The sequence below is a fragment of the Streptomyces sclerotialus genome (genome assembly GCF_040907265.1).
Lineage (GTDB): Bacteria > Actinomycetota > Actinomycetes > Streptomycetales > Streptomycetaceae > Streptomyces > Streptomyces sclerotialus.
Genome location: NZ_JBFOHP010000002.1, coordinates 947,791 through 964,382 on the forward strand (window position 1 = coordinate 947,791; position 16,592 = coordinate 964,382).

Below are 16,592 nucleotides of genomic sequence, written 5' to 3' on the forward strand. Positions count from 1 at the left end.
CCCTTCCCCTTCCCCTTCAGCTGAAGAGCCTGATGGTCACGGTGAAGTCCCCTGTGTTGTCGTCGGCGGTGCGATCGTTCAGTCCGAGCAGCAACTCCCCCGCGGTCTCCGCACGGCCGTTGACGCCACCCCCCACGAAGAAGGGAGTGGCCTGGTCGCCGACCTTGGCGAGCAACGCTGCGAAGTTCACCTGCTCCACCCAGACCAAGGAGTCGTTCCGCCGGCCGGCGTCACCGTCCGGACCGCTGTACGTACCCGACTCCGAGGAGACCCGGCCGGTGGCCTCGATCCTGTACTGCTGCCCCGCCCGTACCTGCACGCCCGTCCTGGTCCAGGGCTGGTTGGCCTCCACCCGGACGACGGCCGACCGCGTCGGAGCCGACGGCTTGGCCGAGGTGAACATCACCGCCAGCAGAACAGCCAGAGCACCGACGACCGCCGCGGCAACGACCAGGAGGCGGCGGCGGTTGCCGGACCCTCGCTTCCGGCCGCCGCGGTCCCCCCGCGCCTTCGGCGGACGTACGGGGCCACCGGGCGTCGGCACCCGGGCATACGGCACGTCAGCAGGCGGGGGCTGGAACTCCGGCTCGGGCGGGCGCTGAGGCCCTGGATCGAACGAACGCTGAGGCCCTGGAACGGACGGGCGCAGGAGCCCTGGATCGAACGAACGCTGAGGCCCTGGATCGTGCGGGGGCTGAGGCCCTGGTTCGTGCGGGGGCTGAGGCCCTGGTTCGGGTCCGGGCCAGGGCTGTTCCGGCGGCTGCACCGGCCGGGGACTCTCCGGTTCGTCCTGCTCAGGGAAGACCGGGGCCTGCGTCGGCGCCACATCGAAGATCTGGCCGTCGCTCTGCCGGAGATAGAGGACCGGGGTGCCCCATTCCAGGCTGTTGGGACGGGCCAGGCTGAGTTCGAGGCGGGCATTGCGGACGGCCACATCGATCGGCTGCCCGAAAGCGACCCCCTCGTAGAAAGAACTGGTGAATTCGATCGCCGCGTCGTCCGATATCTCGAACTGCATGGCCAGCACGGCCGGAACGCCCCGCCGGATGAGCGTGGCAGCCGAACTGGAGAACAGATCCGTCGTGCTCGCAAGGGCCGATTCACAGGAGTTCAGCAGGATCAGCCGCAGCGAGGAATGCAGATTGACGACCTGGGCGAGCCGACTGGCCCTGAGACAGTACGTACTGGCGTCCCCGCCGGGCAGATAGAACACCCCTTCACCGGCGACGGTGTCGAAGCCCCCGTGCGCGATCAGATGCAGGACATGCCACTTCCCGCTGTTGAGGGCGTGGACGAGGTCCCGCCAGGTCTCCCCCTGGACCCAGTCGAGTTCGATACGGCGGTCGCGCGCCAGATGACTCAGCGCGCGCTGCAGCCGCGCCTTCTCCGCCGCCACGTCGAGCCGGTCCAGCCCCGCCGGGCGGGCACTCATGCCGAGGATCCGCAACGGCGGTGCGACGCGCAACGGCCGCGCCGTCTCCAGAATCTCCGGATAGCGCACCAGCGGCATGCTCAGCGAGAGGTAGTCGTCGCGCCGCGTGTCGTAGAGGAACTCCCAGGGCAGCGCGGCGAACTCCGCCGACCGCAGCCGCAGGACGAGCCGCACCGAGCAGTCCTGTTGCGCCGCCTGCTGCCGGGTCGTGTCGAACAAGGTCCGCACGTCCCCGACGAACAGCTTGTCGAACAGCTCCGCCCCCAGCTGCTGCACCGCTTCTTCGTCCCTGGACGGCACCCTGCGGGTCACCGCGGCGGAGGACAGCAAGGCGAACCGGAGACGCTGCAGCCGCTGTTCGAGCAGCAGGTCCTGCGGAGTGAGGCCGGTGTCGGCGACGCATTCGCCACCGACACCGGACCTGGCCTCGATGCGGTACCCCGCGTTCGTCTCGCTCACCTCGAGCTCCAGCTCGAAGCCCCGCTCACGCATCGGTCACGGCCCTTCGGGTGAGGCCCGACGTGTCGGGTCCGGCCCCTCGGAGCGGGCCTGCCCTTCCGACAGCCGATGGCCGCAGTGGGTGCAGAACACGGCGCCGGGGTTGTACGGCCAATGGCACTGCGGGCACTTGGGGGGACGCTCGGGACGGAACCCACCCGGGGCCGACGGGTCCCGGCGCAGGGTGACCGTCTCCGACCCGCGCGGCCGGGACGCCCCGGCCGCCCATTGCCCGTACCCGGGCGGGGCACCGCCGGAGGCCGGCGGGTGCTGCTCCTCCGGCGGCGGACCGTTCCGCCGCCGCCGGCGCCACAACAGACCGAACACGAGCAGCGCCGCCAGCACAACGCCTCCACCGATACCGGCGATCAACGCCACGGGCACGCCGGGGTCGTCCGGCGCGGGGGGTTGGGGTTCGGGCTGGGGTTTGGGCCGGTCACCGTACTTCTGCTTCAGCTCGGCTGCCTTCGCCTTCTTCTCCACCGCCGGCTTGTTGGACGGCATGATCGCGGTCACCTGGTCAAATTTGTTGATGGCGTCGCTGTAATAGCCGTGGTAGAAATCGGTGAGCCCCGCCCGGTAAATGGTGTCGAGGTGCCCGAGTTCGTTCTTCACTCCGTTGCGGCTCAGCAACTCACTGACGACCGTGGCCGGCACGATGTAGTTGGCGTCACGTTGCAGCGATACGGAACTCGCCAGACCGACGATCTGACCGTCCAGATCGATCGTGGCGCCACCGCTCATGCCGTCACTCAGATCGGCGCTGGTCGCGTAGAACAGGTTGCCCTGGCCGTGTTGTCCCTCCGTGTCCATGGAGTCGATCCGCCCGCCCCGGCTGGTCAAGGCGATTTCCTTTTCCTGAGCTTTCTCAGCGAAATTCGCGAGCCCATAGGGGTAGCCGATGGCGAGGACTTCGTCGCCTTCCTGGATGCCGCTCTTCGGTGACACCACCGCCACCGGAAGATCTTCTTGTTCCACCTTCAGTAGCGCGACGTCGCCTTCGCTGTGAGGCTTCACCTCGAGCACACGAGCCGACATGTCATCCGAGAAGTCGGGATCTTCTCCAATGCGCCAAGTGGCGTGGCCGCCGCCTACCTGAATGTGCACTTGGCGATCCGGACGGGAATCCCTGTACCTCCCCTGGATGATCCATCCCATGTTTCCCTGCGCGATCTTCTCGATCAGAGCGCCGCGTTGCGAGGCAGGAAGCTCTTCGGATTCGATGAGCGCGTCGACGACCCGCGCGATCGCCTCGCCCTGCGCGCCTTCCAGGCCGTCATCGATGCAATGACCGGCCGTCACTATGTATCCGGTCGAGTTCACGATCGTCCCGGTGCACGCCTCGGTCCACTGCAACGACATGTCCCCGAAGTTGTCGGTGATGACACGAGCGGTCCAGTTCGTCTGGACGAACACGGTCGCGGGCCGAATCCACTCTTGCGCACGGCTCTGCGCTGACATCTCTGGCAGCGGGTCAGCGCTTTCCGCCGCGGCGGTGACCCCGCCGGGGATCTGCACCAGAGCCGCGGTCACCAGTGCCACGAGCAGTCGAGTGCGGTTCCGTGAGCGGCCTCTCTGTTTCCTCAAGGGCAGCATGACTCTCCAGAGCGTCGGCGGGAGAAGGGACGACGCACCGGCCGGTGGTGCTCACTTCACTACATGCGTAAATGCACGTACTGACACCAGCCGGTGAGTTCTGGTACCGACGCTGTACCGCGTCCGTGGTGATGGTGCGGCAAGCGGCGGTGCGGTGCCTCCCCGCACTCGGAATGCGGCTGCCGACGACGGCAGGAGTGGCGGGAGATGCTGTGGGAAAAGCATGGTGTGTTCGTCGGCCCGCTGCGTCCCGCTCAGTAATGGGTGCACCCATATCAGTCAAGACCAGAAAGCCGGACACCCTGAGATAAGCATCGTTCCCCATGGGTGTCCATACGCTGTCGAACGTAGTGGCCTAGGCCGCGTCAGAGGCTACGCCGGTCGGCCGCCGCGGGGCCCGGCCTCGTCCGGCCGCCCCCGCCCCCGGCTGCCGGCCCGTCACTAAAGCGCATTAGTTGCCGTCCGGGTCTGGTCTTTCCTCTTCCTCCCTCGCCAGAATTGCCTGCGGCCGGTCAGTGGTCACTGGGGTCAGTCAGGACAGTCGAGGCACTCAGATCACTTGGATCACTCAGGTCACTCGGAATGCGGTCCCGGGAAAGGGAGAAGTCCGATGCACATGAGCAGACGTGGCGTGCTTCTTGCGTCGCTGGCACTGTCCGCGGCCGCCGCGGCACCGGCCTGGGCCGCGGGGGCCGTGGCGCCGGGCCGGCGGCTCTGCGTCTATTACCAGACGCAGTACTCCAACGGCGCGTACGTCTCGCCGCTCGGCCTCACCGAGCACGGCACCGGGACAACTCACGTACTGGTGGCGGCCGTTCACCTCAACGACGTGGGCGGGCCGTACGCGCCGGTGCATCTGAACGACGACCCGCCTGAGGCGGCGAAGTACGACGTCATGTGGCGGGACCTGGACACGATGCGGGCGCGGGGCGTGCGTGTCCTCGCCATGCTGGGCGGTGCGGCGCCGGGCAGTTTCCAGCGGCTGGACACCGAATTCGGTACCTATTACCCGCTGCTGCGGGATTTCCTGCGCCGGTACGGGCTGGACGGTGTGGACCTCGATGTCGAGGAGCGGATGTCGCTCGCCGGGATCGAGCGGGTCATCGACGCGCTGCGGGCCGACTTCGGGCCGGACTTCCTCATCACCCTCGCGCCGGTGGCGAGCGCGCTGAGCGGCGGCGGGAACCTCTCCGGATTCGACTACGAAAAGCTGTACCGGGACCGCGGCCGCGACATCGCGTGGTTCCACGCCCAGTTCTACAACGGCTGGGGCAGCCTGGCCGCGACCCGGGACTACGACGCGATCATCGGCCGCGGGCTGATCCCGGCCGAGAAGGTCGTCGCGGGCACGCTGACCGCCCCGGCCAACGGCAACGGCTATGTCGACCTGGCGACCCTCAGGACGACGGTCGGCGCGCTGCGGAAGAAGTACGCCGGATTCGGCGGGGTGGCCGGCTGGGAGTACTTCAATTCCCAGCCGGGCGGCACGGCCGCTCCGTGGCGGTGGGCGGCGGAGGTTTCCGGGGCGTTGTTCCGCTGACCCCGGTGTGCCACCGCCCGCCCGGTGTTCGGCGCGGCCGGGGGCGGGCCCTACGCCCTGACGGCCACCGAAGGGGGCGAGGCGTCCGCCCCCTTCGGGTCTCGGGTCACTGGTAGACCTTGTTCGTGCCCGGGCCGCCGGAGAGGGTGTCCTTGCCCGCGCCGCCGTACAGCACGTCGTTGCCGCTGTTGCCGTACATCGTGTCGTTGCCGTTCTCGCCGTGCAGCGTGTCGTTGCCCCGGCCGCCGTAGACCTCGTCGTTGTCCGACCCGGCGTGCAGGATGTCGTTGCCGTCGTCGCCGTACAGGGCGTTGATGTCACCGGTGCCGGTGACCTCGTCGTCTCCGGCGCCACCGCGGCAGATGTACTGGCAGGCGCCGGTGAGGACGTCGTCGCCGGCCCCGCCGTCGGCACCGAGGCCGTCGGTGCCGTCGATGCGGTCGTTGCCGTCCCCGCCGTTGTACTGGTTCTGTCCGGTGCCCTTGAGGACGTCGTCGCCCGATCCGCCGTGGACCGCCGCGATCGCGGCGGTGTCGGAGGCGATCGTCGCCGTGTCGTCGCCGTCGCCGAGGTCCACCTCGTAGGTGGTGGAGTCGTCGGAGCCCAGGGGCTCGGGGATCGTGCACTGCACGACGGTGTGATCGGCCGCCGAGGGGAAGGTGCAGGCGTCCCACTCGCCCGCGCTCGGGTCGATGGCCATGCCGGCCTGGTCGCGGAAGGTGATGAGGTAGTCGGACCCGAACTCGGAGGGGTCGACGTCGGTGTACGCCACGGATACCGAAAGCCGGTTCGTCTGGCCGGCGGCGGCCTGGTACCGGAGTGCGCCTTCGTCGTGGACGAGGGTGGCCTGGGGCGCGGTGTCGGCGTGGGCGGCGGGCGCCGTGAGCACGGCACCGCTCACCGCGAGGGCGAGGGTGGCGACGGCGGTTGCGGTGGCGGCGAATGCGGGCTTGCGCATGCGGAAGTCCCCCTTGTGGAACGGGTGATGAGGCGGTCGGGACCGGTGTACGGAGCACCGATCACCTGACTAGACACGTGCCCCGCTGCGACGGTTGCGCCGAAAATGCCTCTATGAGGCCGTAGTTACCACATGTCATGCACGGGCTTCCGGGAGTTCCGCCGGAGTGTTCCGGAAGGTAACCCGGCGGCCGCAGCGTCTCCCCTCCCGGCAGGCGGGCCGTCACCTTCGTACGCGCGTTCTTGAGAACGCGCCGGGTCAGGGTGTGGTCCTGAGTGGTGGCGCGTACGTCACCGGTGACCTGCAGCCCGGTGACCGCGCGGCTGCGGTGACGAGCAGGTACCACTGCGCCGAGGGGGCGCGCCAAGTGTCGGCCCGCGGGCAGGCACACCGCGGGGCCGCCGCCCTCCGGCAGCTGCTGCCGGGCGACGGTCACCCTTTCGGGGCCAACCGGCCGGGCCCGCGCTCACCGGTTCGGACCGCGACGGGCCCGGCCCGGCGTGCCGTTGCACCGGGGGATGCCGTGGGGCCGGCCCGGTCCGTGACGCCCCCGGTGTCGAGGAAGCGGCTCAGGGGCAGCGTCGCGGCGCCGACCGTCACCGCGTCCGCGCCGAGCTGCCCGAGCTCGATCGTGGCGCGCGCCGCCGGGAAGCGCAGGGCGTACGCCGCGGTGGCCTCCCGTACGGCGGGCAGCAGGCGGGGCCCGAGGAGGAGGCCCGCCCAGCCGGCCAGGACGATGCGTTCGGGGTTGAAGAGGTTGACCAGGTCGGCGATGCCCGCGCCGAGGTATTCGGCGGTCTCGGCCAGTACGTCGGCGGCGGCCGGGGCTCCGGAGGCGAGCAGCGCGGCCAGCGCGGTCTCCTCGTCGGCACCGGGTGCGGCCCCGCCGCCGGCTTCCCGCCACCGCTCCAGGACCGCCTCCGCGCCGACGTACGCCTCCAGGCAGCCGTGGGCGCCGCAGCGGCAGCGGCGGCCGCGCAGCTGCATGGTGGTGTGGCCCCACTCCCCCGCGCCGTGCGCAGCGCCGCCGTACGCGCTGCCGTCGGTGATCACGCTGGCGCCGACGCCGGAGCCGATGAGGGCGATGACGGCGTCGCGCGCCCCCCGGCCCGCGCCGAACCACATCTCCGCCTGGCCGAGCGTCTTGGCGCCGTTGGAGACGAACAGCGTCGTCCGCTCGTCCAGCCGGGCGGCTTCGCGGAGCAGGGATTCCAGGGGGACGGCGTCCCAGCCGACGGTCTGGCCGTGCACCACGGCGCCGCCGCGTGCCGGGTCCTCCTCGACGATGCCCGGCACGCCGACGCCGATGCCGACCAGCGGGCCGTGCGGCACGCCGGCGCTGCGCACCGCCCGCAGGCCGTCGGCTATGAGGCGTACGACGTGGGCGACGTTGTGTCCGTCGTCCTTCAAAGGGTGTTCGCATCGGGCGAGCTCGGTCATCGACACGTCGAAGAGTTCGACGCGTATTCGTGTCTCTCCGACGTCCACGCCGATGAGCGATCCGGCGTCCGGCGCCACCCGGAGCAGGGTGCGCGGGCGGCCCCCGTCGGAGCCGACCGAGCCGGCCTCCTCCAGCAGTCCGTCCGCGAGCAGGTCGGCGGTGACATTGCTGATGGACGCCGAGCTCAGGGCGGTGTGCGCGGCGAGTTCCTGACGGCTCAGCGGGCCTTCGAAGTACAGGCTGCGCAGCAGTCGCGCGCGGTTGCCGCGGCGCAGATCACGGACCGTCCTGCGGTGCCGTTCGGGCATGTGGCTCCTTCCTCCCCCGGCAACTTACCGGTGCCCGGTGTCTTGACGACCCCTTCTCTCACTACTTAACTCACGCCTTAAGTTAATACGGAGCCGTGTTCAGAGCTTTGACGCTCGCCTCCCGGAGGGGCCACAACGACCATGCGTAGAACCCGTATGGCGGCAGCCGCCGCGCTCACCACCGCACTGACCGCCGCCCTGGCCACCGGCTGTGGCGGCGGTACCGCCATGGGCGGCGGAGCCAACAACGACAGCCCGAAGGAGCTGACCTACTGGGCGACCAACCAGGGGTCCAGCCTGGAGGCCGACAAGAAGGTGCTCGGCCCGGAGCTGAAGAAGTTCGAACAGCAGACCGGGATCAAGGTCAAGCTGGAGGTCATCCCCTGGGCCACCCTCCTCGACCGCATCCTCGCCGCGACCTCCTCCGGGCAGGGCCCTGACGTGCTCAACATCGGCAACACCTGGTCCTCGTCGCTGCAGAAGAGCGGCGCGCTGCTGCCCTTCGACGACAAGACCTTCCAGAAGATCGGCGGCAAGGAACGGTTCGCCCCGGCCCCGCTGGCCGCCACCGGTGCGGCGAAGAAGGACCCGGCGGCGGTGCCGCTGTACTCGCTGACGTACGCGCTGTACTACAACAAGCAGATGTTCGAGGAGGCGGGCATCTCCCGGCCTCCCACCACCTGGGACGAGCTGGTGGCGGACGGGAAGAAGCTCACCAAGGACGGGAAGTACGGACTGGCCGTCGAGGGCGGCAACGTGGCGGAGAACTCCCACCACGCCTTCGTCTTCGGCAAGCAGCACGGTGCCGACTTCTTCGACGCCGCCGGCAAGCCCACCTTCGACAGGCCCGCGAACGTCAAGGCCGTCAAGCAGTACGTCGACTTCCTCGCCAAGGACAGGATCGCCGCGCCGGGCAACGCGGAGTACGCGCAGAACCAGTCGGTGCGGGACTTCGCCACCGGCAAGGCCGGGATGCTGCTGTGGCAGGCCGCGCGGACCTCGCTGCTCGCGCACGGCATGAAGCCGGACGAGTACGGGGTGGCGCCCGTGCCCTTCCAGTCCGCCGACACGGGCAGCCGGCGCCACGTCAACTCCATGGTCGGCGGCATCAACCTGGCCGTCTTCGAGAACACCGACAACATCGACGGCGCGCTGAAGTTCGTGAAGTTCATGACCTCCACCGAGGAGCAGCGGATCCTCACCACCGAGTACGGGGCGCTCTCACCCGTGCTGGACGCGCAGAAGAGCAAGCCGCGTGACCCGGACGAGGCCGTGCAGCGTGAGGTGCTCGCCAAGAGCGCGGCGCCGCTGCCGCAGGTCCCCGACGAGTCGCAGTTCGAGACGCTGGTCGGCGGCGCCATGAAGGAGCTGCTGGCCGACGCGGCGGCGGGCAAGAAAATCGGTACCGCCGAGGTCCGGGCGAAGCTGACCGAGGCCCAGCAGCAGATGCAGAAGTGAGACCCGCGCCATGACCACCCCCACCGCACAGCACGAGGGCGTCGGAACGGCTGCGCCGGACACGTCGCTGCCCGGCGCAGCCTCTGAGAACCGGCCGCCGCGCCGGCCCTTCCTCCCCGGCCGGCTCAGGCGCGGCGGCCTTCCCTACCTCCTGCTGCTCCCCGCCCTCGCGCTCGAACTGCTGATCCACATCGTGCCGATGGTCATCGGCATCGCGATGAGCTTCAAGGAACTCACCCACGAGTACATCCGCAACTGGGGCGCGGCCCCGTGGGCCGGCCTGGACAACTTCCGCGTGGCGGTCGACTTCGACGCCCCGGTCGGCCGGGCGCTGCTGCACTCCTTCGCGGTCACCTGCACCTTCACCGTGCTCGCCGTCGGCCTGGCCTGGCTGCTCGGCGTGACGGCCGCGATCCTGATGCAGGACCGGTTCCGCGGCCGCGGTCTGCTGCGGGCGCTGTTCCTCACCCCGTACGCGCTGCCGGTCTACACCGCCGTGATCACCTGGTCCTTCCTGCTCCAGCGGGACAACGGGCTGGTGAACCACGTCCTGCACGACCAGCTGGGGCTCACGGACTCGCCGACGTTCTGGCTGGTCGGCGACAACAGTTTCCTCGCGCTGGTGGTCACCTCGGTCTGGCGCACCTGGCCGTTCGCGTTCCTGATGCTGACGGCGGCGCTGCAGAACATCCCGCGGGAGTCCTACGAGGCGGCGCAGCTGGACGGCGCGGGCATCCGGCAGCAGATCCGGCACATCACACTGCCCGCGCTGCGGCCCGTCAATCAGGTACTGGTCCTGGTCCTCTTCCTGTGGACCTTCAACGACTTCAACGTGCCGTACGTGCTCTTCGGCAAGGCGGCGCCGGAGTCCGCCGACCTGATCTCGATCCACATCTACCAGGCGTCGTTCGAGACGTGGAACTTCGGCTCGGGCTCGGCCATGTCCGTCCTGCTGCTGCTCTTCCTGCTCGTCGTGACGGCGGTGTACCTGCTGGTCACCGGCCGTGGAAGGAGGGGCGAGCATGGCTGAGGCCGGCACGTCGCCCACCGCGCCGCCCCGGTCCTTCGTCTGGACCCGGCGGGTGCTGCTCACCCTGCTGACGCTCTTCACGGCGACGCCGCTGTACGTGATGCTCAGCAGTTCACTCAAGCCGCTGCAGGACGTGACCGGCGCCTTCAGGTGGTTCCCCAGCCGGGTGACGCTCCAGCCGTACCTGGACATCTGGGAGACCGTGCCGCTGGGCCGGTACTTCGTGAACTCGCTGATCGTGGCGGGCGCGGCGACCGGCTGCTCGGTGGTGATCGCGGTGTTCGCCGCGTACGCGGTGAGCCGCTACCGCTTCCGGGGCAAGCGGCTGTTCACCGTCACGGTGCTGTCCACGCAGATGTTCCCCGGCATCCTCTTCCTCCTGCCGCTGTTCCTGATCTTCGTGAACATCGGGAACGCCACCGGCGTCGCGCTCTACGGCTCGCGCGGCGGCCTGATCCTCACCTACATGACCTTCACCCTGCCGCTGTCCATCTGGATGCTGGTGGGCTACTTCGACTCCATCCCGCGGGACCTGGACGAGGCGGCGCAGGTCGACGGCTGCGGGCCGCTCGGTGCCCTCGTACGGGTCGTCGTGCCGGCCGCAGTCCCCGGCATCGTGGCGGTGGCGATCTACTCCTTCATGACGGCCTGGGGTGAGGTGCTCTTCGCCTCGGTCATGACCAACGACACCACCCGCACGCTCGCGATCGGCCTCCAGGGCTACGCCACCCAGACCGAGGTGTACTGGAACCAGATCATGGCCGCCTCGCTCGTGGTCAGCGTCCCCGTCGTCGCGGGCTTCCTGCTCCTCCAGCGCTACCTCGTCGCCGGACTCACGGCCGGCGCCGTCAAGTGACCACCGCGGAAAGGAACTCCGTGTCCGACTCGTACCTCGACTCGCTCCCCGCCGGCTTCGTGTGGGGGACGGCCACCGCCGCGTACCAGATCGAAGGCGCGGCGGCCGAGGACGGCCGCGCGCCGTCCATCTGGGACACCTTCAGCCACACCCCCGGCAAGGTCCACAACGGTGACACCGGCGACGTGGCCTGCGACCACTACCACCGCTGGCGCGAGGACATCGCCCTGATGGGTCGCCTCGGGACGGACGCCTACCGGTTCTCGGTGGCCTGGCCGCGGGTCGTGCCGGGCGGCGACGGGCCGGTCAACAAGGCGGGCCTGGACTTCTACGACCGGCTCACCGACGCCCTCCTGGAAGCGGGCATCACGCCGTACCCCACCCTCTACCACTGGGACCTGCCGCAGGCGCTGCAGGACCGCGGCGGCTGGCCGGAACGGGAGACCGCCGAGCACTTCGCCGCGTACGCCGCGGTCGTCGCGGAGCGGCTCGGCGACCGCGTCCAGCACTGGGCCACGCTCAACGAACCGCTGTGCTCCGCCTGGATCGGCCACCTCGAAGGCCGGATGGCGCCGGGCCTGACCGACGTCACCGCCGCCGTCCGCGCCTCCTTCCACCTGCACCTCGGGCACGGTCTCGCGGTCCAGGCGATCCGGGCCGCGGTGCCCGGCGCCCGGGTCGGCATCGTCAACAACCTCACGCACTGCGAGCCGGCGAGCGACAGCGCCGCCGACCACGCGGCGGCGCGCCGCTCCGACGGCCACACCAACCGCTGGTGGATGGACCCGCTGCACGGCCGCGGCTACCCGCAGGACATGGTGGAGCTGTACGGCACCGAGCCGCCGGCACGCGCCGGTGACCTGGAGACCATCGCCGCGCCGCTGGACTGGCTCGGCCTGAACTACTACTTCCGCAACGTCGTCGCGGACGACCCGGCGGGCCCGCTGCCGTATGCCCGGCAGACCGACGTGCCCGGGGCACGCCACACCGGCATGGGGTGGGAGGTGCACGCCGCGGGCCTCACGGCAACACTGCGGCGGATGACCGAGGACTACGGGGCCCGCTGCCTCTACGTCACCGAGAACGGCTCCGCCTACCCCGACACCGTCGGCCCCGACGGCCAGGTCCACGACCCGGAGCGGGTCCGGTACATGGAGGAACACCTGGCCGCCTGCGCCGACGCGGTGGACCAGGGTGTGCCGCTGGCCGGTTACTTCGCCTGGTCGCTGCTGGACAACTTCGAGTGGGCCTACGGCTACGACAAGCGCTTCGGCCTGGTCCACGTCGACTACGCGACCCAGCGGCGGACCCTGAAGGACAGCGGACGCCGGTACGCCGGGCTGATCGGCGCGCACCGGGCCCGGGTGGGCCCGGCGCCGCGGGTGGCCGTCAGCCGGACAGCAGGTTCGTGATCGCCTTCTCCAGGGCGCCACCGACGTCTTCGACGTGCAGGTGGCGCCCGTCCTCGACGATCACCTCGCCGCCGGTGACGACATGGCTGACGTCGGCGGCGGTACCGGCGAAGACGGCGTGGGCGAGTGGATCGCCGGCTCGCGCCCCGGCCGTACGGGGTGAGTCCAGCCGCACGGTGGTGAGGTCGGCGTGCTTGCCGGGTGCGATCCGGCCGGCGTCCCAGCCGAGCGCGGTCATGCCGGCCGAGGTCGCGGCGGTGAGGAGTTCACCGGCGGTCCAGTGGCCGCGGCGGCCGCTGACCAGCCGCTCGTCCAGTTCCACCGCACGGGCCTCCTCCCACAAATCGATCATCATGTGCGCGTCGCTGCCGAGGCTCAGCGGCGTGCCGGCCGCCGCCAGCCGCCCGGCGGGACCGATCCCGTCGGCGAGGTCGCGTTCGGTGGTCGGGCACAGGCAGACGCCGGTGCGGGAGCCGCCGAGCAGCGCGATGTCGGCGGAGTCCAGGTGCGTCGCGTGCACGGCCGTCGCGCCCTCGCCCAGTACTCCCTTCTCGTGCATCAGGCGGGTGGGGGTACGGCCGTACCGCTGGCGGCACGCGGCGTTCTCGGCGGGCTGCTCGGAGAGGTGGACGTGCAGCGGCACGCCGCGGCGCCGGGCGTCGGCGGCGACGAACGTCATCGCCTCGCGCGGCACGGCGCGCACGCTGTGCACGGCGGCGCCGATCCGCAGCCGGTCGCCGTCCCGCAGGCCGTGGGTGCGCAGTGCCCAGTCCTCCGCGCTGCCGTCGCTGAAGCGCCGCTGCACGCCTTCCAGCCGTCTGCCGTCGATGTCGGCCATCAGGTAGCAGGTGTCGAGGAGGGTGAGGCGGATGCCGGCGTCGGCGGCGGCGCGGGCGAGCGCGCGGCCCATGGCGTTGGGGTCCTCGTACGGTGTGCCGTCGGGGTTGTGGTGCACGTAGTGGAACTCGCCGACGGCGGTGATGCCGGAGAGGGCCATCTCGGCGTACGTGGCGCGGGCGAGGGCGTACATGCGGTCGGGGTCGAGGTGTCCGGCGGCGTCGTACATGACGTCGCGCCAGCGCCAGAAGTCGGTGACGCCGCTCTGGCTGCGGCCGCGGATGGCGCGGTGGAAGACGTGGGAGTGGGTGTTGGCCAGGCCCGGGACGGTGAGTCCGGGCAGTCGGACGGCACCGGGCGGTGCCGGGGTGTGGTCGGTGACGCGGGTGATCCGGCCGTCGGCCACGTCGATGAGGACCTGTTCGGCGACGCCGGTGCCGCCGAGCCAGGCGTACTCGCAATGGAACGTCATCCGGCCTCCCTGACGGGGATCCGCCGCGGCCGGTCACGCACCGCGGCGGCCACAGAGCTCTCCGTCAACGGTAGTTGATCTCCGAACGACTGGGAACGCCCCGTGCGGACGTGGCCTCAAGAGGACCGCGGCAGGGGCGAGTTCAGGATGACCGCTACGGGCCGGAAGGGCCCTCTTGCGCCACCGCGGCCGGTGCGGGTCCCGTGCTGCCCCTCGGCTCGAGCCGGGGCAGCGGTTCCTGCGTGTGGCCTGCGGGGGCACCGTCGAGGAGCGCGGTGAGGGCCTGGGCCGCGTGCCGGCCGAAGGCGGCGGTGTCGCGCAGCGGCGCGGTCAGTGCCGGGTGCACGCTGCGGCAGAGCACCGAGTCGTCCCAGGCGACCAGGGAGAGCCGGCCGGGGACGCGGATGCCGCGTTCGGTGGCGACGGCGAGCCCGGCGACGGCCAGTACGTCGTTGTCGTAGATCAGGGCGGTGGGCGGCTGCGGCTGGTCCAGCACCCGGCGGGTGGCGGCGGCGCCCTCGCTGTCGGAGTAGTCGGTGGTCACGGAGGTGGTCTCGGTGAGGCCGAGGCGGGCCGCCTCGGCGCGCAGGGAGGCGATCCGGCGCTGGGTGTGGGCGAATTCGGGCAGTCCGGCGATGTGCGTGATACGGCGGTGGCCGAGTGCGTGGAGATGGCCGACGATCGCCGCCATGATGCCGGCGTCGTCGGCGCCGAGCGTGGAGACGGCGGGGGTCTCGCCGTCCGCCGCGGCCGGCGCGGGGGCGCCGATCATGACGGCGGGCAGTCCGAGGCCGCCGAGCAGGCCGGGGCGCGGATCGTCCTGGCGCGGGTCGACGACCAGGACGCCGTCCACGCGGTGCTCGGCCCACCAGCGGCGGTAGGTCGCGCACTCCGCCTCCAGCCCCTCGACCACCTGGAAGAGCAGGCCCAGCTTCCGTTCGGCCAGCTCCTCCTGGATGCCGGAGACCAGCTGGAGGAAGAAGGACTCGACACCGAGGGTGCGGGCCGGGCGGGCCAGTACCAGCCCGACCGTGGCTGAGCCCTCGCCGGAGAGCGCGCGCGCCGCGGCACGGGGCTGCCAGCCGAGCTGTTCGGCGACCCGGCGGATGCGGTCCCGGGTCACGGGCGAGACGCCGGGGCGGCCGTTGAGCGCGAAGGAGACCGCGCTCTCGGACACCCCGGCGCGCAGGGCGATGTCCTTCATGGTCGGCCGCCGGGCCGGCGTACGGCGCATGCTCCCTCTTCCACTTCCCAACTAATGCGCTTGAGTGCGGAAAGACTAAAGCGCATTAGCAGTTCGCGCAACAGTCCCCGACTTACCCCGCTGGCCTGCGTTTACAACGCGGAGAAAAGAAATAGGCGCGCAAAGTGTTGACGTAACTCGGCGGCTGCGGGCACCTTTTGGTGCGCCCACCCAGGACCGACCGAAGGAGCCCTGCGGCCATGCGCACTTTCCGGGGTACCCGTGTGACCGGACCCGCCCGTACCGCCGTACCACTGCTGGCGGGTGCGCTGCTCCTCGGCGCCTGCGGGGGCGGCACCGACGGCGGCGGCAGTGCCGCCGACGGCAAGGTCAGCGGCCACATCACCTTCCAGACCTGGAACCTGCGGGCGCAGTACAAGGACTACTTCGAAGGCCTCATCGACGAGTTCGAGAAGGCGCACCCCGGCACGAAGGTGAAGTGGATCGACCAGCCGGCCGAGAACTACCCCGAGAAGCTCAGCGCTGACGCCGGCGGCGGCACCCTGCCCGACGTCGTGAACGTCTCGCCCGACCTGTCCTACCCGCTGGCCAAGGCGGGGCTGCTGATGAACCTCGACAAGGAGCCGGTCACCGCGAAGGCGAAGGGCACGTACACCCCGGAGGCCTGGAAGGGCAACCGACTGCCGGGCCTGGACGGCGCGTACGCCTTCCCCTGGTACCTCAACACCGGCCCGCTCTTCTACAACAAGGCACTGTTCAAGAAGGCCGGGCTGGACCCCGAGAAGCCGCCGACGACGTACGACGAACTCTTCGCCGACGCGGGAAAGATGGCGAAGGCCTCCGGCGGCAAGGTCGCCACGCTGGCCGGGGTGCCCGCCATCGAGGACTTCGGGCGGTACGGCGTGAAGCTGATGAACGCCGACGCCACCCGCTTCACGTACAACGAGCCGCGTGGCGTGCAGCTGCTGACCGAGTACAAGAAGCTGTTCGAGAGCGGCGGGCTGGACTCCCAGGCACTGAACGCCACTCCGGAGAGCGCGGGGCGGAAGTTCCTCCAGCAGCGGGTGGCGATGAACCCGGGCAGCGCACACGACCTGGCCAACTTCAAGGAGAACGCGCCGGACCTCTACAAGAACCTCGGCATCACCGACGCGCCCGCCGACACCGGCAAGCCCAACATGTACGTGATGGGCCTGGGCATCAACGACCGCAGCGAGCACAAGGCAGCGGCCATCGCCTTCGCGCGGTTCGTGACCAACCAGCGCAACCAGGAGGCCTTCGCGCATCAGGTCGCGGTCTTCCCCAGCACCAAGGGCTCGCTCGACAAGCCGTACTGGACGGAGGACGACGGCACCGACGAGGGCCGGGTGCGGGTCGCCGCGGCGAAGATGCTGGACGGTGCGGTCAACTACACGCCCGTGGTGATGACGGAGGAGATGAAGACCGTCCTGCAGAACGAGGTCGCCAAGGCGCTCCAGGGCGACAAGTCGCCGAAGCAGGCGCTGGACGACGCGGTCGCGCAGAGCAACCGGCTGCTGCAGCAGGGCTGA

The 16,592-nt window shown here is 70.4% G+C and carries 12 protein-coding genes; 6 read left to right on the forward strand and 6 right to left on the reverse strand.

Going from position 1 to position 16,592, the window contains the following annotated elements; genetic code table 11:
* Window positions 1-16 precede the first annotated feature (16 nt).
* Both AAC944_RS04350 and AAC944_RS04355 read right to left on the reverse strand, forming a co-directional pair.
* Window positions 17-1,924, reverse strand: a complete 1,908-nt coding sequence (locus AAC944_RS04350; protein ID WP_030611896.1) for a CHAT domain-containing protein — start codon at window positions 1,922-1,924, stop codon at window positions 17-19.
* 3 nt (window positions 1,925-1,927) lie between these two features.
* Window positions 1,928-3,472 (reverse strand): trypsin-like peptidase domain-containing protein, encoded by a 1,545-nt coding sequence (locus tag AAC944_RS04355; RefSeq protein WP_030611894.1) that lies wholly within the window; start codon window positions 3,470-3,472, stop codon window positions 1,928-1,930.
* A 670-nt stretch (window positions 3,473-4,142) separates the two neighbouring features.
* Here AAC944_RS04355 and AAC944_RS04360 point away from each other — a divergent pair.
* Complete coding sequence (locus tag AAC944_RS04360) at window positions 4,143-5,066, forward strand: glycoside hydrolase family 18 protein (RefSeq protein ID WP_037771817.1); 924 nt, start codon at window positions 4,143-4,145, stop codon at window positions 5,064-5,066.
* 106 nt (window positions 5,067-5,172) lie between these two features.
* On the opposite strand, the gene AAC944_RS04365 is transcribed toward AAC944_RS04360, so the two are convergent.
* Window positions 5,173-6,024 carry a calcium-binding protein gene (locus AAC944_RS04365; protein WP_030611890.1) on the reverse strand — a complete coding sequence of 284 codons (852 nt, stop codon included), beginning with the start codon at window positions 6,022-6,024 and terminating at the stop codon, window positions 5,173-5,175.
* Window positions 6,025-6,456: 432 nt separating this feature from the next.
* Window positions 6,457-7,773 (reverse strand): ROK family transcriptional regulator, encoded by a 1,317-nt coding sequence (locus AAC944_RS04370; RefSeq protein WP_051871578.1) that lies wholly within the window; start codon window positions 7,771-7,773, stop codon window positions 6,457-6,459.
* A gap of 141 nt (window positions 7,774-7,914) precedes the next feature.
* Here AAC944_RS04370 and AAC944_RS04375 point away from each other — a divergent pair, with 141 nt between their 5' ends.
* From AAC944_RS04375 to AAC944_RS04390, 4 genes are read left to right on the forward strand one after another with little or no spacing between them, the layout of a single operon-like run.
* Window positions 7,915-9,231: an ABC transporter substrate-binding protein gene (locus AAC944_RS04375; RefSeq protein ID WP_030611886.1), complete on the forward strand. Its 1,317-nt coding sequence runs from the start codon at window positions 7,915-7,917 to the stop codon at window positions 9,229-9,231.
* 10 nt (window positions 9,232-9,241) lie between these two features.
* Window positions 9,242-10,261, forward strand: coding sequence for a carbohydrate ABC transporter permease (locus AAC944_RS04380; RefSeq protein WP_030611884.1), 1,020 nt, complete (start codon window positions 9,242-9,244; stop codon window positions 10,259-10,261).
* Window positions 10,254-11,117 carry a carbohydrate ABC transporter permease gene (locus tag AAC944_RS04385; protein ID WP_030611880.1) on the forward strand — a complete coding sequence of 288 codons (864 nt, stop codon included), beginning with the start codon at window positions 10,254-10,256 and terminating at the stop codon, window positions 11,115-11,117. The genes AAC944_RS04380 and AAC944_RS04385 overlap by 8 nt, the downstream gene beginning before the upstream one ends.
* A gap of 20 nt (window positions 11,118-11,137) precedes the next feature.
* Complete coding sequence (locus AAC944_RS04390) at window positions 11,138-12,529, forward strand: GH1 family beta-glucosidase (RefSeq protein ID WP_051871577.1); 1,392 nt, start codon at window positions 11,138-11,140, stop codon at window positions 12,527-12,529.
* Here the strand turns inward: AAC944_RS04390 and AAC944_RS04395 are convergent.
* The gene (locus AAC944_RS04395; RefSeq protein WP_030611875.1) at window positions 12,507-13,838 is read right to left on the reverse strand and encodes a formimidoylglutamate deiminase; all 1,332 of its coding nucleotides are present in this window, start codon (window positions 13,836-13,838) and stop codon (window positions 12,507-12,509) included. The two genes, AAC944_RS04390 and AAC944_RS04395, sit on opposite strands and share 23 nt — an antisense overlap.
* Before the next feature lie 154 nt (window positions 13,839-13,992).
* The gene (locus AAC944_RS04400) at window positions 13,993-15,072 is read right to left on the reverse strand and encodes a LacI family DNA-binding transcriptional regulator (protein WP_030611870.1); all 1,080 of its coding nucleotides are present in this window, start codon (window positions 15,070-15,072) and stop codon (window positions 13,993-13,995) included.
* Between the two features lie 209 nt (window positions 15,073-15,281).
* Here AAC944_RS04400 and AAC944_RS04405 point away from each other — a divergent pair, with 209 nt between their 5' ends.
* The gene (locus tag AAC944_RS04405; RefSeq protein WP_030611867.1) at window positions 15,282-16,592 is read left to right on the forward strand and encodes an ABC transporter substrate-binding protein; all 1,311 of its coding nucleotides are present in this window, start codon (window positions 15,282-15,284) and stop codon (window positions 16,590-16,592) included.

Bases quoted from the DNA above. Each gene is read 5' to 3' on its own strand.
- AAC944_RS04350 (WP_030611896.1), bottom strand. From the start codon at position 1,924: ATGCGTGAGCGGGGCTTCGAGCTGGAGCTCGAGGTGAGCGAGACGAAC.
- AAC944_RS04360 (WP_037771817.1), top strand. From the start codon at position 4,143: ATGAGCAGACGTGGCGTGCTTCTTGCGTCGCTGGCACTGTCCGCGGCC.
- AAC944_RS04365 (WP_030611890.1), bottom strand. From the start codon at position 6,024: ATGCGCAAGCCCGCATTCGCCGCCACCGCAACCGCCGTCGCCACCCTC.
- AAC944_RS04370 (WP_051871578.1), bottom strand. From the start codon at position 7,773: ATGCCCGAACGGCACCGCAGGACGGTCCGTGATCTGCGCCGCGGCAAC.
- AAC944_RS04375 (WP_030611886.1), top strand. From the start codon at position 7,915: ATGCGTAGAACCCGTATGGCGGCAGCCGCCGCGCTCACCACCGCACTG.
- AAC944_RS04380 (WP_030611884.1), top strand. From the start codon at position 9,242: ATGACCACCCCCACCGCACAGCACGAGGGCGTCGGAACGGCTGCGCCG.
- AAC944_RS04385 (WP_030611880.1), top strand. From the start codon at position 10,254: ATGGCTGAGGCCGGCACGTCGCCCACCGCGCCGCCCCGGTCCTTCGTC.
- AAC944_RS04395 (WP_030611875.1), bottom strand. From the start codon at position 13,838: ATGACGTTCCATTGCGAGTACGCCTGGCTCGGCGGCACCGGCGTCGCC.
- AAC944_RS04400 (WP_030611870.1), bottom strand. From the start codon at position 15,072: ATGCGCCGTACGCCGGCCCGGCGGCCGACCATGAAGGACATCGCCCTG.
- AAC944_RS04405 (WP_030611867.1), top strand. From the start codon at position 15,282: ATGCGCACTTTCCGGGGTACCCGTGTGACCGGACCCGCCCGTACCGCC.